The sequence below is a fragment of the Marinifaba aquimaris genome, assembly GCF_013328345.1.
Lineage (GTDB): Bacteria > Pseudomonadota > Gammaproteobacteria > Enterobacterales > Alteromonadaceae > Marinifaba > Marinifaba aquimaris.
This window is the reverse complement of sequence record NZ_JABULX010000019.1, coordinates 47451-71363: the sequence shown is the minus strand read 5'-3', so window position 1 is coordinate 71363 and position 23913 is coordinate 47451. Positions and strand designations below refer to the sequence as shown.

General features: G+C 39.7%; 18 protein-coding genes. 8 read left to right on the top strand and 10 right to left on the bottom strand.

The genetic code is table 11. The features are described 5' to 3' along the window. Positions 1-18: 18 nt before the first annotated feature. The gene (locus tag HR060_RS12575) at positions 19-384 is read right to left on the bottom strand and encodes a PilZ domain-containing protein (RefSeq protein ID WP_174200647.1); all 366 of its coding nucleotides are present in this window, start codon (positions 382-384) and stop codon (positions 19-21) included. Positions 385-447: 63 nt separating this feature from the next. Continuing rightward, positions 448-2124 carry an energy-dependent translational throttle protein EttA gene (ettA, locus tag HR060_RS12570; protein WP_246283160.1) on the bottom strand — a complete coding sequence of 559 codons (1677 nt, stop codon included), beginning with the start codon at positions 2122-2124 and terminating at the stop codon, positions 448-450. Between the two features lie 245 nt (positions 2125-2369). On the opposite strand from ettA, the gene HR060_RS12565 reads away from it, so the two are divergent. Further along, positions 2370-5378, top strand: coding sequence for an EAL domain-containing protein (locus HR060_RS12565; RefSeq protein WP_174200646.1), 3009 nt, complete (start codon positions 2370-2372; stop codon positions 5376-5378). 8 nt (positions 5379-5386) lie between these two features. Here the strand turns inward: HR060_RS12565 and HR060_RS12560 are convergent, their stop codons facing one another. Next, on the bottom strand, positions 5387-5614 hold the full coding sequence (locus HR060_RS12560; RefSeq protein WP_174200645.1) for a DUF2789 family protein: 228 nt from the start codon (positions 5612-5614) through the stop codon (positions 5387-5389). Between the two features lie 77 nt (positions 5615-5691). Here HR060_RS12560 and HR060_RS12555 point away from each other — a divergent pair, with 77 nt between their 5' ends. The 4 genes from HR060_RS12555 to HR060_RS12540 all read left to right on the top strand — a co-directional run bounded on the left by HR060_RS12555 (position 5692) and on the right by HR060_RS12540 (position 9849). Then, entirely contained in the window at positions 5692-6342 is a 651-nt protein-coding gene (locus tag HR060_RS12555) for a GNAT family N-acetyltransferase (protein WP_217434923.1), read from the top strand. Positions 6343-6494: 152 nt separating this feature from the next. Then, positions 6495-7394, top strand: a complete 900-nt coding sequence (locus HR060_RS12550; RefSeq protein ID WP_174200644.1) for a methyl-accepting chemotaxis protein — start codon at positions 6495-6497, stop codon at positions 7392-7394. A gap of 95 nt (positions 7395-7489) precedes the next feature. Next, positions 7490-8167, top strand: a complete 678-nt coding sequence (locus HR060_RS12545) for a DUF2982 domain-containing protein (protein ID WP_174200643.1) — start codon at positions 7490-7492, stop codon at positions 8165-8167. Between the two features lie 20 nt (positions 8168-8187). After that, positions 8188-9849 (top strand): flagellar assembly protein A, encoded by a 1662-nt coding sequence (locus HR060_RS12540; RefSeq protein ID WP_174200642.1) that lies wholly within the window; start codon positions 8188-8190, stop codon positions 9847-9849. A gap of 4 nt (positions 9850-9853) precedes the next feature. Here HR060_RS12540 and HR060_RS12535 read toward each other — a convergent pair whose 3' ends face one another. The 3 genes from HR060_RS12535 to xseA form a co-directional block, all read right to left on the bottom strand. Continuing rightward, on the bottom strand, positions 9854-10471 hold the full coding sequence (locus HR060_RS12535; protein WP_174200641.1) for a TcpQ domain-containing protein: 618 nt from the start codon (positions 10469-10471) through the stop codon (positions 9854-9856). 68 nt (positions 10472-10539) lie between these two features. Beyond that, positions 10540-11463 carry an LpxL/LpxP family Kdo(2)-lipid IV(A) lauroyl/palmitoleoyl acyltransferase gene (lpxL, locus tag HR060_RS12530; protein ID WP_174200640.1) on the bottom strand — a complete coding sequence of 308 codons (924 nt, stop codon included), beginning with the start codon at positions 11461-11463 and terminating at the stop codon, positions 10540-10542. An 18-nt stretch (positions 11464-11481) separates the two neighbouring features. Then, a complete protein-coding gene (gene xseA, locus HR060_RS12525) occupies positions 11482-12822 on the bottom strand; it encodes an exodeoxyribonuclease VII large subunit (protein ID WP_174200639.1) in 1341 nt (446 codons plus the stop codon). A 265-nt stretch (positions 12823-13087) separates the two neighbouring features. On the opposite strand from xseA, the gene guaB reads away from it, so the two are divergent. Continuing rightward, the gene (gene guaB, locus HR060_RS12520; RefSeq protein ID WP_174200638.1) at positions 13088-14557 is read left to right on the top strand and encodes an IMP dehydrogenase; all 1470 of its coding nucleotides are present in this window, start codon (positions 13088-13090) and stop codon (positions 14555-14557) included. 74 nt (positions 14558-14631) lie between these two features. After that, the gene (gene guaA, locus HR060_RS12515) at positions 14632-16209 is read left to right on the top strand and encodes a glutamine-hydrolyzing GMP synthase (RefSeq protein ID WP_174200637.1); all 1578 of its coding nucleotides are present in this window, start codon (positions 14632-14634) and stop codon (positions 16207-16209) included. Positions 16210-16282: 73 nt separating this feature from the next. Here the strand turns inward: guaA and gshB are convergent, their stop codons facing one another. The 4 genes from gshB to HR060_RS12495 form a co-directional block, all read right to left on the bottom strand. Continuing rightward, complete coding sequence (gshB, locus tag HR060_RS12510; RefSeq protein WP_174200636.1) at positions 16283-17248, bottom strand: glutathione synthase; 966 nt, start codon at positions 17246-17248, stop codon at positions 16283-16285. An 85-nt stretch (positions 17249-17333) separates the two neighbouring features. After that, a complete protein-coding gene (locus HR060_RS12505) occupies positions 17334-18848 on the bottom strand; it encodes a Ppx/GppA phosphatase family protein (protein ID WP_174200635.1) in 1515 nt (504 codons plus the stop codon). Between the two features lie 13 nt (positions 18849-18861). After that, entirely contained in the window at positions 18862-20919 is a 2058-nt protein-coding gene (gene ppk1 / locus HR060_RS12500; protein ID WP_174200634.1) for a polyphosphate kinase 1, read from the bottom strand. Between the two features lie 191 nt (positions 20920-21110). Then, on the bottom strand, positions 21111-21617 hold the full coding sequence (locus HR060_RS12495; protein ID WP_174200633.1) for a glycine cleavage system transcriptional repressor: 507 nt from the start codon (positions 21615-21617) through the stop codon (positions 21111-21113). A 441-nt stretch (positions 21618-22058) separates the two neighbouring features. Between HR060_RS12495 and HR060_RS12490 the strand changes: the two genes are divergently transcribed. Then, complete coding sequence (locus tag HR060_RS12490) at positions 22059-23831, top strand: methyl-accepting chemotaxis protein (protein ID WP_174200632.1); 1773 nt, start codon at positions 22059-22061, stop codon at positions 23829-23831. The last annotated feature ends 82 nt before the right edge of the window (positions 23832-23913 follow it).

The window sequence follows — 23913 nt, the reverse complement described above, 5'->3', positions numbered from 1 at the left end:
TGGCATAAAAAAGCGGCTCTACTGAGCCGCTTCAATTAAATGATTTAAATCCCGCATTAATAACTCATCATCACCTAAATTCAATTCAATAATTCTTCTTAAGTGTGTCGCGCTATCTATATCTATGTGATGGCAAGAAAAGCCCAATTTTTGACCTTCTTGATGGGTAAGTTGTACCGACATAACAAGCTTTAAATCAGAACCATCCAAGTTAAAACTTAGGTGATAGATATGCTCGGGGTTAATTTCAACATCTTGGTTAAGTTGAACTAACGCGCCTTTCAATGAAAGGTCAATCAGTTCGACCTGCCAAACCTGATCGGCTAGATGAAGCTGGGCGGGCGTTTTATAAAAAATGCGACTAAAACGGCGTTTTTCATCCATAAACTAAACCTCAAAAATTAACTATGCTCTGTTATTGAGTAGAGCATAGTTAATCGAATTTAGCTAGGCTAGTTTTTTGTACTTAATTCTGTGTGGGTTAAGTACAGCTGATTCGCCTAAAGTTTCTTTCAACCAAGCTTCATAATCTGTGTAGTTACCTTGATAGAAGTTCACTTTACCTTCATCACGGTAATCTAAGATATGTGTTGCAATACGGTCTAGGAACCAACGGTCATGCGAGATAACCATGGCGCAGCCTGGGAAGTCTAATAGAGCATTCTCTAAAGCACGCAATGTTTCGACGTCTAAATCGTTGGTTGGTTCATCCAGTAGCAAAACATTGCCGCCGGCTTTTAATAGTTTAGCTAAGTGAACACGGTTGCGCTCACCACCTGATAACTCACCAATGATCTTCGATTGATCCGTCCCTTTGAAATTGAAACGACTAACATAAGCACGACTGTTTATTTCAAAATTGTTGATGTGAATTAAATCCGCACCTTCAGAAATTTCTTCATAAACCGTTTTGCTATCATCCATATCATCACGGAACTGATCAACTGATGCCAACGTTACTGTATCGCCTAGAGAGATTGAACCTGAATCAGGTTGTTCGGCACCCGATAACATGCGGAACAGTGTTGATTTACCCGCACCGTTAGGGCCGATAATACCGACGATAGCTCCTTTTGGGATGCTGAAACTTAAATCATCAATTAACTGACGACCATCGTAGCTTTTACAAATGTTTTCAACATCAATTACTTTATCGCCAAGTCGTTCACCTGGTGGAATGTAAAGCTCGTTGGTTTCGTTACGTTTTTGGAAATCAGAACTTGAAAGCTCTTCAAAGCGTGCCATACGGGCTTTGCTCTTTGCTTGGCGACCTTTAGGGTTTTGACGAACCCATTCAAGTTCTTGTTCAATCGAGCGTTGGCGAGCTTTCTCTGAGCGCTCTTCTTGTTTTAAACGCACATCTTTTTGCTCTAACCAAGAAGAATAGTTGCCTTCCCAAGGAATACCTTCACCGCGGTCAAGCTCTAAGATCCAACCTGCCACATTATCTAAGAAATAACGGTCGTGGGTAATCGCAACCACAGTACCGTCATAATCGTGTAAGAAACGCTCTAACCAAGCGACTGACTCTGCGTCTAAGTGGTTAGTTGGTTCGTCTAATAAAAGCATTTCAGGCTTTTCTAGTAATAAACGGCATAGTGCAACACGACGACGCTCACCACCAGACAACTTGCTCACATCTGCATCCCAAGGCGGAAGGCGAAGTGCATCAGCAGCGCGCTCTAGTACATTATCGATGTTGTGGCCATCTTGACTCTCAATAATCGCTTCTAATTGACCTTGTTCTTTAGCAAGTGCATCAAAGTCTGCATCTGGCTCTGCATATTCGGCATAAACTTGGTCTAAACGCGCCATGGCATTTTTAACTTCGGCAACTGCTTCTTCAACATTACCACGCACGTCTTTTGTTGGGTCTAGTTGAGGTTCTTGTGGTAAGTAACCAATCTTCAGGCCTGGTTGAGGATGTGCTTCACCTTCAAACTCAGTATCAACACCTGCCATGATGCGTAAAAGGGTTGATTTACCCGCACCATTTAGACCTAACACACCAATTTTGGCACCTGGGAAAAAGCTTAAAGAGATATCTTTAAGAATTGTTTTCTTTGGCGGGACAACCTTCGAAACCCGACTCATGGTAAATGCAAACTTATCTGGAAGTACCATTTTTGAATGACCTTTAGAAATGAATAATTTATGGAGCTTATTGTCGTGTATAACTTGTAAGTGCGTCAACCTAACCAATTGGTTATTTAACCTTATTTGATGATGGGGTTAACAAAATCCATCGCTTTTCCTTTACTTAATCTGAGTGAGGGTTATCTTTAACTTATAACTGACGTCCGTACGTTCTCGATTGTTAAAATAAAAAGTAATTCGGCAGTATTCATATTGTACGAGTAGATTTCGGTATGTTGACAAAATTTAAATCGCTCCTGGCCAATTCAATCTCTTTAAAGGTGACCATTTCTGTCATTATCAGTTACCTGATCGTGGCTGGTGTCAGTTGGATTCTATTGGCATCGTTAAGGCAGGATTACCTAAAACAAAAAATAGAAACAGACTTACCCAAACAAACTCAGCTTGCCAAAACCTACCTTCAAGAGCACTTTCAAAGCTTAGAAGAGTTAGCAAAGCTAGCTAATGTCACGTTATCCCGGGAGCTCTTCTTATTGCCTGCCAAACATCAAAGTCAATTAGTGCAAAGTATTGATGGTAGTTACAGGCAGGACGATGGCGATAGCGCAGCCTTTTTAGCTAAGCATACGCCTATGAGCTCATATCAAGCTGCAGTTTTTAGAAACACCAAAGATATATTCAGTGCAATAGCGCCGATTGTTAAAAATGGCTTTTTCAATTTTTACTTTATCAGTAAAGATGATTTTATTCGTATTTCGCCTGGGCAGTGGGCAACCCAAATAGAAGCCGATCACAAGTTTTCAGGCGACGTTTTTTACAGCATTGCAACACCTGAATTAAATCCTGAGAGATTGGCGCGTTGGACACCTGTATATTATGACGATATATGGCAACAATGGATGATCAGCTTCATCGTACCGCTTTATATAGACGATGAATTTATTGGTATTACGGGCTCTGATGTATTTGTTTCTTCCATTGGCAAGCTCCTTGAAAATGAATCGGGTCAGCAATTATCCGACCGAATCTTTATCTTCGATAAAGATGGAAATGTCATTTTTCATCCAGAGTACGAAGATGTGTTGACCAGTAATGTCGCGACAATGAACACGTTACTCGATAGTCAAGGCTTGGTAGCTGAGCCTTTGCAAAACTTGGTCGATGACATTATTAAGCAAGAAATCACTCACGCAAACGACGTTAAATCACTGAGTGCGGATAAACAAAATTTCTGGATTTCAGTAAACCCACTTGTTGATTTGCCATGGTTTATTGGCGTATTTGAAGCTCAATCGGTTAATGACCCACATTTTAACGAATACAAAATTAAAGTAGTGATCACTAGTTTACTGATGGGTGCCACACTTTCTTTCTTACTCTACTGGTTAATTAATAAAACGTTATTGACTCGGCTAAACAACCTAGCTTTAAAAGTAAAAGAGCATAAAGACGGCAAAATAGATTTATCATCAGAGCTCAATTTATCTGATGAAGTGGGTGTTGTCGCTCAAGCGCTGCAGGAAATGACATCGCAAAATCATAAGTTGTTAACGGAAATGCAGCTAGAAATTAAAGATAAAACAGCTGCAGAGATTAAAGCGAGTCGCTTTTTTGATGTGATCACTTACAGTGATATTGCCATTGCGTTATTAGAAAAAGACATGCGGATTAATTATGTTAATCCAAAAATGGCTGCATTGTTGCAAAGTTCAGAAGACGCTTTACTCGGGGAGAAGGTCGATATTCTATTTGACCCCATTACCGTATGGCAGCTTGACGAAGCTCAAGAAAACCTCGAAGCGGGTAAAAGCTGGCATGGTGAGTTGTTACTGAACAGTGATAAAACTGAGCCCATTTGGCTTGCTCAAAGTTTCACTCCGATCAAAGAAAAATATACTGGTAATATTCACTACCTTGCTTCATCTCACGATATTAGTTCGATTAAGCAAAACCAAAAAGCGATGGAAAAACTCGCTTATTACGACACTTTGACAGGGCTTTGTAATCGCGGCTTCTTTAAAACCCAATTGGCAAAAGCTTTTGAAATGAGTAAACGCGGTCATCACAGTTTTGCACTGCTTTACTTTGATCTTGACCAGTTTAAACGCATCAACGATACCTTAGGGCATGACGCTGGTGATGAGCTATTAGTGGTGATCAGCTCACGTTTAAAGAGCCGACTTCGAGCCGAAGACAGTGTTGCTCGTTTAGGTGGTGATGAATTTGCGATTATCGTCAATGCTGTGAGTGAGCCGGATAAAGTTTCTAATTTAGCCCGTGGGATTCTTTCTTTAATCCAAGAGCCTATCCCAATAAATAATGCTGAAATTCTCGTATCTGCCAGTATCGGTATTACTTTAGCGCCTAACGATGCAGACAATATCGATATATTGCTAAGAAATGCCGATTTAGCTATGTATCAAGCTAAAGAGGCAGGCAGGAATACGTATTACTTCTATGACAATAAACTCGATTTGGAAGTGAAGGAATACGCCTTAATTGAGTCACAGTTAAGAGATGCGCTTAATGAAGAGCAATTTGTACTCTATTACCAGCCGCAAGTTGATTTAAGCTCTGGTCGCGTTTTTGGTTTTGAAGCGCTTGTTCGTTGGATTCACCCTGAACGCGGCTTAGTACCACCAGATAAGTTTATACCAATTGCCGAACAAACTGGCTTAATAGTGCCTTTAGGCGAGTGGGTAATGTCTACAGCATGTGAATTTATCGGCCGTTTAAATCGCTATTTTGAGCAAGACTACACTGTGGCAGTCAACCTCTCTATGCGGCAGTTCAAAGATAAAAATCTCGTTAAGACGATAGAATCTTGTATCCAACAACATCAAATTTTACCTCAATGGCTAGATGTCGAAGTGACTGAAACCATGTTAGTTGGTGATGTCAAAGAATCGATTTCTCATATGAATAAAATAAAAGAGCTCGGCATTAAGTTATCTATTGACGACTTTGGCACTGGTTATTCGTCATTGAGTTACCTCAAGCAATTCCCTCTAGATACTTTAAAAGTGGATCGCGCTTTTGTTAAAGACATACCGCAAGATAGAGACGATATGGCTATTACTGCAGCAATTATTGCGATGGCACAGAAATTAAACTTAGAAATTATTGCTGAAGGGGTAGAAACCTTAGAACAAATCGACTTTTTAATCGGCAATGCTTGCGCGATAGGTCAGGGGTATTTCTTTAGCAGGCCATTACCAGAAGAATTGCTCTTTGAATTTGTCGAGGAATTCAAAGAGCAAAATATTATTGCGATTAAGTAAGTTGATGCTTATTTAAGGTTTCGTTTTAGCCTATCGATCGCTTGAGTACAATCTGCGTTGCTTGAAAGGGCTTCGGTTATAAAGTGAGTTTGCGCTTGCGTCCAAAACTCCGCTTCTTCTAAAAGGTGCTTATCTTTTCCGTGATAGTTTGATTGTGATTGATTTATAGCATTTGGATTATCTTCGAGGCCAAGTTGCGCAAACAAATCTACGATTTCATAGATCTTTGTTTCCATCACTGGACTCCGTGAATTAACACTCTTTAATTGTAGGCTATAATTTACTCAATTATAAGAAAAATGCAGAGATGCTTATGTCTGAAATGCTTGCGCCGTCTTCTCAAGCTGAAAATTACAAAGCTTGTTTTTTAACACCTGAACAATTCAATGTTGCCGCATCTATACTTTATCAGGCTTATCATGATGATCCTTTTTTTCAAACTTGTTTTAAATCAGAAACTAAGCGTTATGAGCAAAAATTAAGAGCGGCTATTCGAGCTGAACTTAACGTTTTTTGGGATACCAATCAGCCTATCATAGGTATTTTTGATGATTCAGAGCAACTTCAAGCTGTGGCATGCATTACTACCCCTGAATCTAATTTAGGCCCTGAGCGCTTTTGGCATTGGCGACTGAATATGATGTTAACCGCAGGCTATGTATCGACAAAGCAAATGATCGAGAAGGAACGTCGAGTTAAAGCCGCTTTGACAGGCAAAGGGCATTATCATCAACTATCCTTTATTGCAGTGAAGCCTCAAAAGCAACACTTAGGCATTGGGCAATACTTAATGAAAGCCTTGGATGGCCACATCCAATCGAATGAAGATTCAACAGGAATGGCTGTTTTAGTCACCGAAGAAAAATATACTGCATTTTTTTCTGCAGATAATTATTCACTGGTCGATACAATTTTTGTTGGTGATATAAAAGCGAGCTTAATGTTTCGCCAAAAAGCGGTTTAAACCGAGGTCGGCCTCGAAATAATTTCTTACTTATCAGTTCTATACAAATAGAATATATTGGATCAGTATTGAAGTTATTAGCTATATTACTGTTTTTAAATGTTTTAAAAACATTGTGTTAAATGTATGAGTAAGAGAAAGGATCATACTGCATGTTAAGTTTTCTGAAACCAGATATACCTGAAGGTCAAACTACAATTGACCAATCCGAATTATATAACTTACAAAATAAAGCGGCTGTTTTAGATAAATTATTACAGTGTGATGCAGCGGCAATTGCCGGCGAGATCCTATCTAATGCGGAGAGGGTGAAACAATCAGCTTCAGATCGCATTTACACATTAGAAAGCTCATTTGAGATGGTTAGGAGTTTTATCGAGCAATCGATGGAAATCGAATCCGTTTCGAAAAGCTCTCATGAATCTGCTGCCGAAACGGCCAGCACCAGTGAAGACTGCATCGAACAACTTAGCAAGCTAGTAGAAAATATCCGCAGTTCAGCACAATTTATCTCTGAGTTCACTGTCTTGTTATCTAACTTAGATGAAAACAGTAAGAACATTGATCAGTTAGTTGAGTCAATCAAGGGTATTGCTGCTCAAACAAACTTATTGGCTCTTAACGCCGCGATTGAAGCTGCACGTGCAGGTGAGCACGGGCGAGGTTTCGCGGTAGTAGCTGATGAAGTTCGTTCACTTGCCAACACTGCAAATGAATCTGCCGATCAAATTCAAACTGAAATGAATAAGATCATGGAGATCTCAAGTGAGATTATCGACAAGCAAAAAGACGTCGAGAGTTTAATTGAAACGAGTGTCGATATTGCAGATGTGACTAATGAGCAGTTAAATTCACTGGTAAATGTTGCCAAGACCAGTTTAGAGTCAGTTGAGTTGATAATTGATCAAGTCCAAGCACAATTATCTAGCTCTGAAGCCGTTCGCAGTAACATGGAAAACTTGGTAGAAGAAGCGCAAGGTGGCAGTGACGGAGCGGGCCGCAACATCGAACTTGCTCAGCAATTAATCAATGAGTTGAATGAAGTTAAATAAACTTAAACGTTTGATTTGGCCTAATTGCGCTAGGTGTAGAAAAATTCGTTTAATGATAGTCTGGGCATGCCTTATGTATGCCCTTTTTTATTTTAATGTCAAAATTTAAACCCATATATATATCGCCGAAATCACGAGAAGGTGGCAAAGAGCTAACCATTATCAGCGCGACACTCCTTGTCTTTGTTTTACTTATACTTGCACTCGATATCATAGATTTTAATCTTGTCGTGATGTTTCTAACTTCTGTCATCTCTGTTGCATTTTTAATTGGCATATTAAAAATCAATGAGCCTAAAGTGAGCTATCAAATTGATCAGCATGGAATTATTTACCACCATCAAAGGGGTATGCTAAAAATACCATGGTCGAGTATTCAACGTGTAGATATTCCCAAAATCTCTGGTCGCGAATTAGCTTATGTAGGGATTAAGCTTAAAGATATCTCATCTACAGTTGAGTTAAGCCATCTACGCGTATTATCAAAAATGGTTGTTGAGCAAAGAAGTATTTTAATTCAATCAATTGCTACTGATGGCCGATACATTAATGAAGCCGAAAATATGGTATTGAATCCAGAGCCCTTTAAAACCGAAGAATTGGTTTATAAAGGGGTACAAGCCATGTATGCTCACCACATAAGTGCTTTAGATAAGTTGTTGGGTTTACACATTTTATTGTCAAACTCTACACTTGATAGAGAGCCAAGTGCCTTTGTCAGTTTACTTAGACAACAGCAGTTATTAGCTAGTCAGGTTATTGAATCAGAGTAAATGTACTCATAGGAAACGTTTTGACCGATATTGCAATACAATTGGATGAAGATAATAAAGTTATCGTTGAAGCGAGCTTCGAACAAGCGAGTGCTGTCGACGAAGACCAAATTGTTGCGCTTTTTAAACAATCTGATTGTCAGTCTTTCTTCCTTAATCCTGAATGGGTCAAAGATGCCTGTGCTCAGATCAATGAAAAAATCTCTTTAGGCCTAGCTAATCAACCGCTTAAATTTCCAATTGGCGAAAAACGTAATGCTGAGATAAAAATTGCTATTAGTGCAGATAAAATGCAAGCAAAAGCTGAATTGACGACAGCCTATGGCGGTGCCGCATTATCTGCAAAACATATTCTCAAATACGCAAGTCAAGCCAGTGTAACAATGGGGATTAATAAAGCTAATATTGAAGCACTTGCACAAAAGCAATCTGGTGCTGAACCAGGCTCACAATTCAGTGAAGAAATTGCCAATGGAAAATTACCTGTAAATGGTAAAGATAGCTATTTTGAAGCATTGACGGAATCGGCAAAAGACAGATTGTTAAGACCACAAAAAACGGATCACGGTAAAGTGGATATGCGTGATTTAGGTGAACTCATTTCTGTTAAAGAAAATGATGAGCTAATGCGCAGGCATCCTCCTACACGCGGTAAGCCAGGTTTTACCGTAACGGGAGACCCTCTGCACCCTGAACCTGGTGAGAAATTGGAATTTGAAGTTGGCGAGGGCAGTAAAATCTCTCCCAAGGATGACAGCTTACTGATTGCTGCTATGCCTGGTTTACCTAGTGTTTTAGAACGTGGCATGAAAGTAGATAATGTGCTGCTATTGCCTGGAATCGATGTCTCTAGTGGTCACATCGATTTTGAAGGCGGTGTAGTGGTCACAGGAGATGTAGGTGAGGGCATGCGTTTAAAAGCTACCGGTGATGTGACCATTACTGGTTTTATCGATAATGCTCAGGTTGAAGTCGCAGGTGACTTAACCGTTGCCGGTGGCATCGTAGGGCGCAAACTTGCAGATGATGCAAACTTTGAGACTGAACCAATGCACTGTTCTGTAAAAGCCACGGGTACCATTGCTGCAAAATACGCCCAATACGCTGAGCTTATTGCTGGACGTGATATTGAAGTCATTAGTCAAATTATTCATTGTAGGGCTACAGCGAAAAGAGTCTTTGGCGGTCAAATTGATAAACCCGCTGCCAAATTAGTGGGTGGACACTTTTATGTGCAACAACAAGTATCTTTTGCGACGATAGGCTCGCCTGCATCTACCCACACTTATATTCACTTATTTGAGCAATATAGACATCAGTTAGAGCAGATCACCGAAGCGCAAAAGCGAATTAAACACGAAGAAGAAAAAATCATCGCAATTAAGCAGTCTTGGCAAAAAGTTAAACGTTTACCTGATAGTGCGAAGAAAAAAGCATTAATTGAAAAAACGCAGATGGTCTATAAAACCCATCATACGATACTGAAGCGATTGCAAAAAGCGCAGCAAAGGTTAGAACAATCGATTACTGAAAATACGCAAAATATGCAAATTACGGCCGTTAAAGATATGTATTCCAATGTTCATATGGAATTTGACGGTCAGCGAATTAATACAGAGAGAGATTACCCGCCAATTAAAGTTGTATATAAAGATGAAAAGTTAGCCAAAATCAGCCTGTAAGTACTTACCTTAGATGTCGACTAGACGCCTCTACGCAATACCTTTTTAGATAGTCCGTTTTACTTTCAATTACAATAAGCGCTCTTTCTTTAGGGCACATATAACCGAATACATCCATTTCAAAGTCGCTGTCGATGGCTGTGACTATTTTGTACAAGGTACCTAACGTATTTTGATCTTCCCTAATTGGGTTTTTAACTACAAAGTCTCGGGGCAGGGCCCAAATTAAGTTCATCTTTTCATCAATGGCAATTTGCTCTAACTCATTTTTTAGCGTCGTTCCTTTTTCAAAACGATGTGCTTTTACTGAGCCAATCCATTTACCTGATACTGGATTTTTTCTATTTTGTAGTTCTGCTAGTGCAGTATCTAGAGGCTGATAATCACCTGCTTCAAGTTCGATGACATAAGTACTCCTTTCTTCTTCAAAAGGATTATTCATTTTCGATTTTATCTCGCCATAGAAGCGGCTTAATCCAGCAGCCGCGGCATTACTGCTAGATTGAATTGAGGCTTTTGTATCGTCATCTGATAGCGAGCTAGGGTCAAAAAAGAAGACCAAGTATATACCGACGATAATAAGTACGAGCGCAGCAGATAAATGCTTAAACCAAAAAAGCATAATTAACTCTCAGATTAGACATAAATGAACCATAATAAAAATGATACAAATAGTCTACAAAAGCTGCTTTATTCGTATACTTCGCCTTTTTTCTTATCTTCTCTGGTTTTAAAACGTCTGTGCAACCACATGTATTGTTCAGGCGCCACTAAGATTCGGTCTGTCATCATTTTATTGATGCGAGTTGCATCTTCTGTGTCATCGCCAGATGGGTAGCCCTCAAGTGGACCATCGAACTTAATGGTATAGCCTGAGTTATCTTTGTTGCGATAAGCGGTTGTGATAACGAGCTGACAACCAGAGTCACGGGCGATCATACTTGTACCTGTTGTTGTACAGGCTTTTTGCTCGGCAAAAAATGGTACAAACACGGCCTTTCTTCGTCCATAATCTTGATCCGGTAGATAAATAACTGATTCGTTTTCTCCCAGCGCGCGATAAAGGCCGCGAATATCTTTTTTGCCAATTTGATAACGGTTATCACGCATTCGGCCCCGATACTGAATATACTCCATAAGAGCATTATTGTGTGGGCGATAAAAACCTATGTTAGGGTTGTGTAGGCCAACGATACGGTTACACATCTCCATACACAGCATATGGTGCGCTACGACTAGAACGCCCTTACCAGATTCTTTTGCTTTTATAATATTTTCAACACCTTCCACTTTAGCGAGTTTCTTTACTCGCCAAGATGGCCACCACCAAGCCATACCAGACTCAAAAAAAGCGATGCCAGTCGATTTAAAGTTATCTCGTACCATGGCTTCCCTTTGCGCCTCAGGCATATCAGGAAAACACATTTTGACATTGACTTGAGCAATTTTGACGCGGCGTTTAAAAAAGCAATAGAGAAATAAGCCAAGTAGGCACCCTAGCTTTAATTGGAGTTTATATGGCAACCAAGAGATAAGATAAAGGCAGGCTAAGCCAAGCCAGTTAAGCCAATATTTAGGAGCAAGAAAAGCGAAGGAAAATTGAGGCGCTTGCAAAGTGGTTTATCCTAGTTTTTATGATTTACCGATAACTTGGCAGGCTAGTTTACCGTCCTGTAAAAGGACATCAAGTTTTTGTCCCGTTTCTACGGTCTTACTTGAACGCACTACTTGCTGTTTGTCATCGAAGGTAAGACTGTAACCTCGACCAAGTGTAGCCAGTGGGCTATAGGCATTTAGCTTCTCCGCTTTTAAGCTCAATTGGTGTTGCTTATCTTGTACTAACTGAGTTATGGCTTGGTTTAATCGACGAGTGAGCAATTCATGTTTATGGCTGATTTTTTTTACCTGTTCTCTTGGTGAGTGTTTTTTTAAACTATGTTCAGCTTTATTCAGTCGTTGATTTTGTTGCGTTAAAATCGCTTTGATTGCGGCGTTTAAGCGAAAGTTAATTTCATCAACTTTTTGTTGTTTAAATTGTAGATCGCGTTTGGGGTCTTGTTTTGACAGTCTAAGTTCATAACTATTAATTTGTGCTTTGAAATGCTGAATAGACGCCTGCAATGCAAGAGCTAGCTTATCTTTGTATTGATTAACAATATGGCTATTGTCCATTGCTTGCTGAGAGACTATTTCTGCCGCAGCAGATGGGGTTGCTGCCCGGATATCTGCAACAAAGTCACTAATGGTGACATCAATCTCATGTCCCACTGCACTGATGATAGGCAAGCGTGATTGGAAGATAGCATGAGCGACGATTTCTTCGTTAAATGCCCATAAGTCTTCTAGTGAGCCTCCGCCTCGACCGACAATTAATACATCAACTTCATCTCTTTGATTGGCTAAATAAACTTGAGATGCAATTTGGTTAGCTGCTAATTCGCCTTGAACTAGGCAAGGGTAGATGATGATTTTAAGCTGAGGAGCACGTCGACCAAGCACAGTGATCATGTCTTCAACTGCTGCGCCTGATGCTGATGTGATCAGACCTATCGTTTTGATGTGCTCTGGCAGCGGCTTTTTTTGCTCTTGCGCAAAGTAACCTTGAGAGGCAAGTTGGAATTTTAATTGTTCGAAAGCTTGTTTTAATTTTCCTTCACCAGCTGATTCCATTGACTCTGCAATCAATTGATAATCACCACGTGGTTCATATAAGCTTATTTTCGCTTTGATGAGAACTTGCTCACCATTTTGTACGTTGAACCTGACGTGCCGATTGCTGCCTTTGAACATGGCACATTGAACTTGAGCACGCTCATCTTTTAACTTGAAATACCAATGCCCTGAACCCGCTTTAACTAAATTAGATATTTCTCCTTCAAGCCAAACTTGTAAAAAGTGGCCTTCTAGTAATTGTTTAACTTCACTGTTAAGGCGTGAAACGGTATAGATATTAGTACTTGGATTGAATTTCATCTCTTAATGACCTAAAAGAATCGAGGCTGGGAACCATTTATGGTGGCCAATTTTAACAGCTTTTGTCTGTTTGTTTTGATAAGTTTGTTTAAAATCTAAGGGTAAGTCGTTAAAAAACAAATTTATTTACACCTTAATTGGCATAAAAATTAAATTTAAGTTTACCTGAAAGCTGAAAACCGTTAAAATTCTGCCGCAACTAAGGGCAAGTCCCGCCCTTAAAATAAGCCCAATTCACTTTTAATTTTACAGTGAGAAGTTGCAAATGCTAAGAATAGCTCAAGAAGCTTTGACGTTCGACGACGTCCTCCTCGTACCAGCCCATTCAACGGTACTACCACATACTGCCGATTTAAAAACGCGCCTGACAACAGATATTGACTTAAACATCCCGATGATTTCATCTGCGATGGATACTGTTACTGAATCTTCGTTAGCAATTGCTTTAGCGCAAGAAGGCGGTATTGGTTTCATTCACAAGAATATGACAATTGAACAGCAAGCGGAACAAGTTAGTGCTGTTAAGAAATATGAAAGTGGTGTGGTCTCTGACCCTATCACTGTAACTGCAGATATGACAATCAGTGAAGTTATTGAATTATCTGAACGTTGTAAGTTCTCTGGTTTCCCTGTAGTGGATAGCAATAACAATTTAGAAGGTATCGTTACTGCACGCGATATTCGTTTTGAGACGAATTTAGCGCAACCAATCTCTAAAATCATGACTAAAAAAGACAAGTTAGTTACGGTTAAAGAGAGCACTCAACGTGAAGAAATCCTTGGTTTAATGCACGCTAACCGCATTGAAAAAGTGTTAGTGGTTGATGATGCATTCAAACTTCAAGGAATGATCACAGTTAAAGACTTCCAAAAAGCAGAAGAAAAACCAAATGCATGTAAAGACGATTTAGGTCGCTTACGAGTTGGTGCTGCTGTTGGTGTTGGCGCTGGAACAGAAGAGCGCATTCAAGCGTTAGTTGAAGCTGGTGCAGATGTAATCTTAATTGATACTTCTCATGGTCACTCTCAAGGCGTATTAGATCGCGTTAAATGGACGCGTGACAATTTCCCTGATGTTCAGTTAATTGCTGGTAACGTAGCAACTGCTGAGGGTGCAATTGCGCTAGCTGATGCAGGTGTTAACGCTGTTAAAGTGGGTATTGGCCCTGGTTCAATTTGTACTACGCGTATTGTTACTGGTTGTGGTGTGCCACAAATCACGGCTGTAGCCGATGCTGCTGAAGCGATGAAAGAGCGCGGTATTCCTGTTATTGCTGACGGTGGTATTCGTTTCTCAGGTGATATTGCTAAAGCATTAGTCGCTGGTGCAAGCTGTGTAATGTTAGGCTCAATGTTTGCAGGTACTGAAGAGTCACCGGGTGAAGTTGAGTTATATCAAGGTCGTTACTACAAATCATACCGCGGTATGGGCTCATTAGGTGCGATGAACCAAAAAGAAGGCTCATCTGATCGTTACTTCCAAAAGTCAAATGAAGCCGATAAATTAGTCCCAGAAGGAATCGAAGGTCGCGTAGCTTATAAAGGTCCAATCAGCGCAATCATCCACCAACAACTAGGTGGTATTCGCTCTGCAATGGGCTTAACAGGTTGCGGTACAATTAAAGACTTAAACACTAAAGCAATGTTCGTGAAAATCACGTCTGCTGGTATGGGTGAGTCACACGTACACGATGTTCAAATTACTAAAGAAGCACCTAACTACCGTTTAGGTTAAGCAAACTTTAGCTTTCTATTCTAGGCTGATATTTCCAATATCAGCCTTTTCTATTTCTAAATAGGAACAAATTAATGAGTCAAGATATTCATTCACATAAGATCCTGATCTTAGATTTTGGTTCTCAGTATACTCAGCTGATCGCAAGACGTGTTCGTGAAATCGGCGTTTATTGTGAGCTTTGGGCTTGGGACGTAACAGAAGAGCAAATTAAAGAATTTGCGCCAAACGGCATCATTTTAGCCGGTGGTCCTGAGAGTGTTACAGAAGATAATTCTCCACGTGCGCCTGAGTACGTTTTTAATGCAGGTGTTCCTGTATTAGGTATTTGTTACGGCATGCAAACGATGTCTCATCAGTTAGGTGGCTCGGTTGAAGTATCTAACGAGCGTGAGTTTGGCTATGCTCAAGTTGAAGTAGTTGCAGAATCAGCATTACTTAAAAATATCGAAGATGCGATTGCCGCTGATGGCAATGCATTATTAGATGTTTGGATGAGTCACGGTGATAAAGTTAACGCTATTCCGAGCGACTTTACGACGATTGCTAAAACAGACAGCTGTCCTTTTGCAGTTATGTCTAATGAAGAAAAACGTTTTTACGGCGTTCAATTCCACCCTGAAGTGACGCACACTAAACAAGGTTTACGTATTTTAGAGAACTTTGTTGTGGGCATTTGTGGTTGTGAGAAGCTTTGGACTTCAGCTTCAATCATTGAAGATGCGATTGCTAAAATGAAAGCACAAGTAGGCGATGATGAAGTCGTACTTGGCTTATCAGGTGGTGTTGATTCATCTGTTGTTGCTATGCTTTTACACCGTGCAATCGGTGATAAATTAACATGTGTATTTGTTGATAATGGTTTACTTCGCTTGAACGAAGGTCAACAGGTAATGGACATGTTTGGTGATCATTTCGGTTTAAATATCGTTCATGTTCAAGCTGAAGATCGTTTCTTAGATCGCTTAAAAGGCGAAGATGACCCAGAGAAGAAACGCAAGATCATTGGCAACGTGTTTGTTGAAGTATTTGATGAAGAAGCGGGTAAACTGAAAAACGCTAAGTGGTTAGCACAAGGCACTATTTACCCTGACGTAATCGAATCAGCTGCGTCTAAAACAGGTAAAGCGCATGTCATCAAATCTCACCACAACGTTGGTGGTTTACCAGAAGACATGGAACTTGGTTTAGTTGAGCCTTTACGTGAATTATTTAAAGATGAAGTACGTAAAATTGGTTTAGAGCTAGGTCTACCTTACAACATGCTTTACCGTCACCCATTCCCAGGTCCTGGTTTAGGTGTACGTATTTTAGGTGAAGTGAAAAAAGAGTACGCTGATTTATTACGTCGTGCAGATGCTATCTTCATCGAAGAGCTATACAAGCACGATTTATATGACAAAGTAAGCCAAGCTTTTACTGTATTCTTACCAGTACGCTCTGTCGGTGTTATGGGCGATGGTCGTAAATATGACTGGGTTGTCAGCTTACGTGCCGTTGAAACAATCGACTTTATGACTGCTCACTGGGCACACTTACCGTATGACTTCTTAGGCCATGTATCGAGCCGTATCATCAATGAAATCGATGGTATTTCTCGTGTGGTTTACGATATTTCAGGTAAGCCACCAGCGACAATTGAGTGGGAATAATCACCCAATTATGATTTAAAAAAGGAGCCAATTGGCTCCTTTTTTATTATTTAAAGTTATACCTAGCATCAAGCTAGCCTGTTGTTTTGTTTGATGCGAGCCTGCGTTCTATCGCGTCAAATAATTTACCTGTAATGTCGATATCATAAGCCGCTTCAATTTCTTTTACGCAGGTAGGAGAGGTCACATTGATTTCTGTTAGTTTGTCACCGATGACATCTAAACCAACAAAAATAAGTCCTTTTTCTTTTAGCGTATCGGCTAATTGTTCAACAATCCATCTATCACTGTCTGATAGAGGCTGTGCAACACCTGACCCGCCAGCTGCTAAGTTTCCTCGGGTTTCTCCTTTTGCCGGTATTCTTGCTAAACAATAGTCAATTGGCTCGCCATCAATCACTAATATACGTTTATCGCCTTGTTTGATTTCTGGGATATACGTTTGCACCATCGCGTATTGTTGACCGTGATTGGTTAATGTTTCAATAATAACACCTACATTGGCATCATTTGGTTTTAAGCGAAAGATTGATGCGCCGCCCATTCCGTCTAGAGGCTTTAAAATGATGTCTTGATGCTCGTTGTAAAATGCTCTGATTTTATCTGCAGAGCGGGTAACAATACTGGTTGGACAGCACTGTGGAAACCAAGACGTGTAAAGCTTTTCATTGGCATCTCTTAAACTTTGAGGTTTGTTTACAATCAAAGTCCCTTCATTTTCAGCACGCTCAAGCATATAGGTTGCATAAATGTACTCAGTATCGAAAGGCGGATCCTTTCTCATTAAAATGGTGTCTAATTCTGCTAGAGGCCAATCATAATCTTCACCAAACTCATACCAAGTATCAGCATCATTTTTTACCGTTAACGATTTCATCGTGCCGTAGGCGCGGCCATTTTCGATATACAAATCTTGCATTTCCATGTAGTAAAGCTCGTAGCCGCGCGATTGAGCTGCGAGTAACATAGCAAAACTTGTATCTTTTTTAATATTTATATCCGCGATGGGATCCATCACGATACCCAGTTTAATGGTCATGTTTGGCCTTAAGGTAATTTAAATTAAGTTGTTCAATAAGATATGAACACTTAGTCGTTAATTCAAGTGAGTTAGGGCGTATCTTTTAAGACTTGAGATTAAACTTTAGATCAACATCTGTTTGAGCGATTTGCTCTGCTTGTAAATCAGCGAGTAATAGCGGATCTGAACTTGCGATCTCTGGTGGCAAGTGAATTGAAATAGTACTACCCAGTTCTATCTTAAAATGCTGAATGTCACGGTTGATGCGTCTTAAATTGAGCACCAGGGCAATTCTTAAGATGCGTATCAAAATTAAGATGTCTTTTGATTTGTAGGAGGAGAGTGTGGGGACTTCGAGTGCTTTTAATTTCTTGCGCTGAAATCTGACCAAAGTCGCTAAAATGCGTTGCTCTTCTTGGTTAAAGCCCGTTAAATTCGTGTTTTCAATGATGTAAGCTGAGTGTTTATGAAAACCCGTTGAGTTAATTTGTAAGCCAACTTCATGAAGTTGGCTCGCCCAACACAAAAGCTTACTCAACACCGCACCGTTAGCTTTTTGATGCTGTTGCTGCCACATAGTCAGTAATTGTTGAGCGGTTTCATTGACGCGCTCGGCCTGAACTAAGTCAACTTCGTATTGAGCTTGCAAACTAGCAACGGTTCTTTGTTTTATCTCGTACTTGTCTGCATTGGCTAGCTCATAAAGTAGACCATCTCGAAGCGCGGTATCTGAGTAAGTTAATGCTTCTATTTCAAAACTCTCAAAAATAGCGATTAAAATCGCTAAACCACCTGCGAGTACGGGCTTTCTTTGCTCACTTACGCCGGGTAATGCTATTTGGTCAATATGACCAAAACTCAGTAGTAATTGCTTTAACTTTTCTAAGTGTTTAAGTTTGATGGTTTCATCTGCGTCTAACCATCCCGCTTGAGAGACAGCTTCGGAAATAGCTTTGATTGTTCCTGAGGTGCCATAGCAGGCTTGCCAGCCGATACTCTGATAATCGAGACTGATCTCTTCTAATTCTTGCTCAGCTGCGATAATTGCCAATTCGAATGCTTGGTCGGTTAGCGCACCATCGGCAAAAAATTGTTCAGCAAAACTAACACACCCCATTGCTTTTGAAGTCAACTTTTCGGTACTGAAGTCCTTACCTATGATGAGCTCAGTGCTGCCACCGCCAATATCAATAACCAGCCTTTTTGCATCGTCGCTGCTTGAGTGAGCAAAGCCCTGGTAAATAAGGCGAGCTTCCTCAATGCCACTGATCACTTCAATAGGGTATGGCAATATTTGCTGTGCTTGCTCGATAAAGTCATACGCGTTTCTTGCTGCTCTAAGTGTATAGGTGGCAACAATTCGAATATTTTCTGCTGGGATATCGGCTAGGCTTGGCGCTATTTGACTCAATGCCTCAAGGCCTAAGTTAATGGTCTCTTTATTGAGAAAACCATTTTTATCTAAACCTTGGGCTAAGCGGACCCGTTTTTTAATTTTGTGCAGCGTTTGAATTTGGTTATGACTGACTCTTGCAACAATTAAATGAAAGCTGTTGGAGCCCAAATCTAACGCTGCGTAGGTTTGTTGATTACTCGTGGTATCTTGATGTTGCTGCATGAGTCGTCCTGAATTATTCTGCTTTGCCTTTTAAGTACTCATAAATGGCATGTTGAGAGCGGATTTTTCTTCTGTTACCGCGCTTAACATAAGCATTTGACTGCTGAGCGTCAACTACACGGGCTTTCGTTGTATCACTAAATTCGATTGAAAATATGTTCTTAATGGTTTTTTTCAAACTCTCTTCGTAAATCGGTGTAGCGACCTCAATACGGTGATCTAAATTACGCGTCATCCAGTCTGCTGATGAAATATAGGTTTTATCTTCACCTGCATGATGAAAAATAAAGACCCTTGGGTGTTCTAAGAAGCGATCGACAATACTAATGACTTCTATATGTTCGCTTAAGCCTTCAACTTGGGGGATTAATGAGCACATACCACGCACTATCAGTTTAACTTGAACCCCTGCTTGACTGGCTTCGTAGAGTTTTAATACTAATTTTTCATCGACCAAATTATTAATTTTGGCTGTGATTTTAGCTTTTTGTCCTTGCTTTGCCTGACTGATTTCAAAGTCGATTAAATTGGCAAGTCGGCTTCTGAAGTTAATCGGGGAGACAAAAATATGCTGGAATTTAGGTCTTCGGTGCAAGTTTTCGGCAAATTCAAATACCTGCTCAACTTCAGATGAAATTTCGCTGTTACGCAAAAACAAGCTGTAATCGGTGTATATCTTGGCCGTTTTTTCGTGGAAATTACCTGTTCCGATATGCACATAATTGACGACTTCATCATCTTCTACACGTGAAATTAAACAGAGCTTGGAGTGGATTTTTAAATTTTGTGTACTAAATACCACGCGAATACCCGCATCGGTCATTTGTTTAGCCCACTCGATATTGTTCGACTCATCGAATCTGGCTTTTAATTCGACTACGACTTTTACCGATTTGCCATTTTTAATCGCATCCATCAGCGAGTAAATAATCTTAGAGTTTTTAGCAACGCGGTAAATGTTTAATTTAATACTCTTAACATTGGGATCGAATGCCGCTTGCCTAACTAGCTCTGTAAAGTGATCAAAAGTGTGATAAGGGTAATACAGTAAAATATCCTTGTTTTTGATAGCATCAAAATAGTTTTCAAATTTATCAAAGTCAGGATGCCTTAATGCAGGTAATGGCTTGTTTTCAAGGTATGCGCGGCCTACATTCGGAAAGCCAATGAAGTCTTTAAAATTGCGATAACGGCCACCAGGTAATAGGCTATCTTCAACTTTGCCAATGGATAACTTGTTACCTAATAGTTTTACGACTTTATCCGGCATTTCTCTGTCGTAAACGACACGTGTCGGCTCGGCATAAAGTCTTTGTTTGAGTGCTTCTGAAGTTTGTTCAACTAAGCTTTGGTCGATTTCATCAGTGAGACCATATTCTGCATCACGCGTTAGCTTGAACGAATGGGCAGTAATATCATCAAAATCGAAGAAGCCACCAAAAATATCATCCAAGCAATGGCGAATGATATCATCGAGCAGAATAATAGATTTTTTTACTTTACTGCGTTCAGGTGGGAGTAGAACAAATCGAGATAAAGCATCAGTTGGAATATCTAAAATCGCCAACTGAGTTTCATCGCCTTTAGACATGCCAATGGCAAGATAACTCGCAGAGTCTGCTAAATGTTTTATCAAGTCCGTCTTTTTCGAGACAATAATTGGCGCCATGTGCGCTTTTACTTCTGTCTTGAAGTACTTCTTTACCCACTTACTTTGAAAAGCCGTTAAGTCTTGGTCGGTTACAAAGTGAATTTTTCGTTTAGTTAAGCCTTTGATCACCGACTTGTAGTTGGATTCAAACTGACTTTGTAACTCGAGTACTTTAGATTGAATTTGATGCAGTAATAAGGTGGCGTCATTGCTATCACCTTTGGCATCTTCAAGCATGATCCTTCTTTTTACATCAGCCACGCGAACGCGATAGAACTCGTCAAGGTTATTGGAAAAAATACCTAAAAAACGAATTCGCTCAATTATGGGCACTTGTTCATCGGCGGCTTCTTGTAAAACTCTTTCGTTAAAAGATAACCAGCTAAGCTCTTTTTCGAAAAAAAGGGACTGCTTACTCATTTCTAGCTCCTTGAAAATGCAGGTACGGCAGCAATTCTTATTTTTAGGATAGGGTATGGTGAATGCCGTATAAAGGAATATAACCGATAATAAGACGTTTTTATTACGATTTTATGAAAAGGTTACGTTTTTGTTAACTACAAGGGGATTTAAATGGCAGTATGAACTACTGCCATTTGATAGTTGTTAGTCTAGCCTAGTTCAATATCGACGATGAGATCGTTAGCGATGGCTTCTAGTGCATCTTTTGCTTCTTCTAAAGCTTGCTGAGAAGGAGAGCGCACCTCGACTTGTGCTTTAAACAAATTCCCCCCCCAATTTGGCGCAGGCTCGCTAGTCGATGTCAGTTTAATCACATTGATATGATGTCTTGCTAGAGCTGATGAAATTTCTTTCACAATGCCCACTTTATCATTACCGGTAATATCAATGGTACTACAAGGGCTTTGAGAATCTGCGCCTTCACCTTGCTTGATTTGCAATTGGAAGCCTTGCTCGTTTAGTGCCGTAAGCGCTTGCTCAACATCTGAAGCGTGTGCTTCTTCTATACTAAACTCTACGATCCCCGCGAACTGACCAGCTAGTTGGCAAAAATTACTCGCTTGCCAGTTACCTTGTTTGGTACTGATAAGGTTTGAAAGCGTCTCAATAACGCCAGGTTTATCTTGAGTAATCACTGAAACCACGTAGGTTTTCATACTAATCTCCTTATATTTACGGTACCAGTATGGCGCGGCTAGTACTCGACTGTCTAGATTTTATTGCTAATAATCGACAATATTGATTATTGTTACATTCCATAGGTGATTATTATTAATTTATCTTAATTTTTTGTGAATTGGTCTATAGTTTTATTGTGTGATGCCGACTTAATATTCATTACAGACTGAAGCATTCTCGTGAACATCTTTGTGTTTCTGCTTTTTAAACAAAAGAGACAATCAAAAAAAAGGAGAAAGTTTCAAGTTTAACGCTATATTTTTTATAGCTGTATTTTGTCACAAGCAAGTAATATACACGGAGAAGAAATGTCATTTCTTAATAATATCTCAATTAAAAACAGACTATTTGTTTGTATAGTAACCTTTTTGACTTCACTGGTTTTGCTTTTTGCAGTAATGTTGAGTGAGATAAGAGCGTTGTCAAAGCTTGCTGAAGTTCAAAACGATATTGTCAATATGGAAAGCGATATCTCGCAGCTAAGACGCAATGAAAAAGATTTTTTATCGAGAAAGAACGTCCAGTATGTTGAAAAATTCAATCAACATTACGAAATGCTCGAAGCACATATTGAAATAGTTAAAGAAGACTTTGATGAATTTGATATTGATCAGTCTTCATTAACGTCATTTAAAAATATTGTAAAAGACTATAACAAGCAGTTTGCAGCTCTTGTTGAAATACAGCTACAAATTGGCTTAACACCAAAAACAGGTCTTTACGGTAGTCTTCGCTCAGCAGTTCACGAAGTAGAGGAAAGCCTAAAAAGCGTTAACAACTATCTAATGCTATCCAATATGTTAATGCTTCGCCGCGCTGAAAAAGATTTTATGCTTAGGCTCGATGAAAAATACCTAGGCAAATTCAATAAAAGCCTTGATAAGTTTAATAAGGACTTAGAGGCTAGTGACATAGATAGCAGTGTGAAAGCACAAGTCAAACTACGTTTAGCTAGTTACCAAAAAGATTTCGAAGCTCTGGTAGATGGCCAAATAATGCTTGGTCTTGATCACGATTCTGGCGCGCTGGGTAAATTAAGAGAAACCATATACAAAACTGAAGATTCACTGGCCTTGATGGTTAGAAAATCAGAAGAGGCGGTCAAATTGATTAACACAAAGATGATCACGCATGCGGTATTAATGTTTATCATTATTTCAATCATTACCATTGTTTTAGCTTTATTGATTGTGAAAAGTATCACACAGCCAATTGATCACACCTGTAAAGTTATCAATTCTGTTCGTGAGAAAAATGATTTAACACTTCGAATTCCTGAAACTGGGAAAGATGAACTCTCGGAGCTGATCCACAATTTCAACTCATTGATGGCTGAGTTCCAGGAAATGATTACTTATATCAACCGAACAGCTTCGACTATTGATGTCGCTATGGTTGATTTAGGTAAGACAACAACTGCTACAACAGAAGGTATGTTATCGCAGCAGCAAGAAAGTGAGATGGTTGCAACTGCTGCTACTCAAATGCAATGCACAATAGAGGACATTGCTAGAAATACAGAAAGCGCGGCAAATAAAGCTGAAGTGACCAACAATAATGCTATTGAAGGTCATCAGCAGGTGATGAAGACTGTTGAAGATATTAACTCGTTATCTGAAAAGTTAACGGATGCATCAACGGTTGTTTCTCAACTTGAAGAAGACAGTAATACTATCGGTTCTGTTCTTGGGGTTATTCGTGGAATTGCCGAGCAGACAAACTTGCTAGCACTTAACGCTGCAATTGAGGCTGCTAGGGCAGGTGAACAAGGTCGTGGTTTTGCAGTTGTTGCTGATGAAGTAAGAAACTTAGCGATGCGCACACAAGAGTCGACTCAAGAAATTGAAAATATCATCACCACACTTCAAACGCGCACTAATGAAATTGTTCGGGTGATGGATATCTGTAGAAGAGAAGGTGAAGATAGCTCATTACAAGCAGAAACAGCAGGTTCTCGCTTAACTGAAATTACTGAAAATATGACCAATATTCTTGATATGAATACCATGATTGCTGCTGCTATCGAAGAGCAGAACATGGTGGCGACGGAGGTAAATAAAAATGTGGTACACATTCGTGATATTGCCATCGAAGTTAAAGAAATGGCAGATTCGAACGCTTCTACTAGCCAAGAAATTTCACAACAAATGTCTATCTTAAATGATGCGGTAATTAAGTTTAAAGTGACATAAACCACTTATTTTTATAAATTTTTAAAAAAGGCTTCATCTTGAAGCCTTTTTTGATCGAGATACTTTTATCTTTTCGTTGTAA

What these genes read in the sequence shown, in the direction of transcription:
- ppk1 (WP_174200634.1), bottom strand. Translation starts at nt 20,919, where the DNA reads ATGAGTAAGCAGTCCCTTTTTTTCGAAAAAGAGCTTAGCTGGTTATCT.
- HR060_RS12550 (WP_174200644.1), top strand. Translation starts at nt 6,495, where the DNA reads ATGTTAAGTTTTCTGAAACCAGATATACCTGAAGGTCAAACTACAATT.
- guaA (WP_174200637.1), top strand. Translation starts at nt 14,632, where the DNA reads ATGAGTCAAGATATTCATTCACATAAGATCCTGATCTTAGATTTTGGT.
- gshB (WP_174200636.1), bottom strand. Translation starts at nt 17,248, where the DNA reads ATGACCATTAAACTGGGTATCGTGATGGATCCCATCGCGGATATAAAT.
- guaB (WP_174200638.1), top strand. Translation starts at nt 13,088, where the DNA reads ATGCTAAGAATAGCTCAAGAAGCTTTGACGTTCGACGACGTCCTCCTC.
- ettA (WP_246283160.1), bottom strand. Translation starts at nt 2,124, where the DNA reads ATGGTACTTCCAGATAAGTTTGCATTTACCATGAGTCGGGTTTCGAAG.
- HR060_RS12560 (WP_174200645.1), bottom strand. Translation starts at nt 5,614, where the DNA reads ATGGAAACAAAGATCTATGAAATCGTAGATTTGTTTGCGCAACTTGGC.
- HR060_RS12495 (WP_174200633.1), bottom strand. Translation starts at nt 21,617, where the DNA reads ATGAAAACCTACGTGGTTTCAGTGATTACTCAAGATAAACCTGGCGTT.
- HR060_RS12545 (WP_174200643.1), top strand. Translation starts at nt 7,490, where the DNA reads ATGTCAAAATTTAAACCCATATATATATCGCCGAAATCACGAGAAGGT.
- xseA (WP_174200639.1), bottom strand. Translation starts at nt 12,822, where the DNA reads ATGAAATTCAATCCAAGTACTAATATCTATACCGTTTCACGCCTTAAC.
- HR060_RS12535 (WP_174200641.1), bottom strand. Translation starts at nt 10,471, where the DNA reads ATGCTTTTTTGGTTTAAGCATTTATCTGCTGCGCTCGTACTTATTATC.
- HR060_RS12575 (WP_174200647.1), bottom strand. Translation starts at nt 384, where the DNA reads ATGGATGAAAAACGCCGTTTTAGTCGCATTTTTTATAAAACGCCCGCC.
- HR060_RS12505 (WP_174200635.1), bottom strand. Translation starts at nt 18,848, where the DNA reads ATGCAGCAACATCAAGATACCACGAGTAATCAACAAACCTACGCAGCG.
- HR060_RS12565 (WP_174200646.1), top strand. Translation starts at nt 2,370, where the DNA reads ATGTTGACAAAATTTAAATCGCTCCTGGCCAATTCAATCTCTTTAAAG.
- HR060_RS12555 (WP_217434923.1), top strand. Translation starts at nt 5,692, where the DNA reads ATGTCTGAAATGCTTGCGCCGTCTTCTCAAGCTGAAAATTACAAAGCT.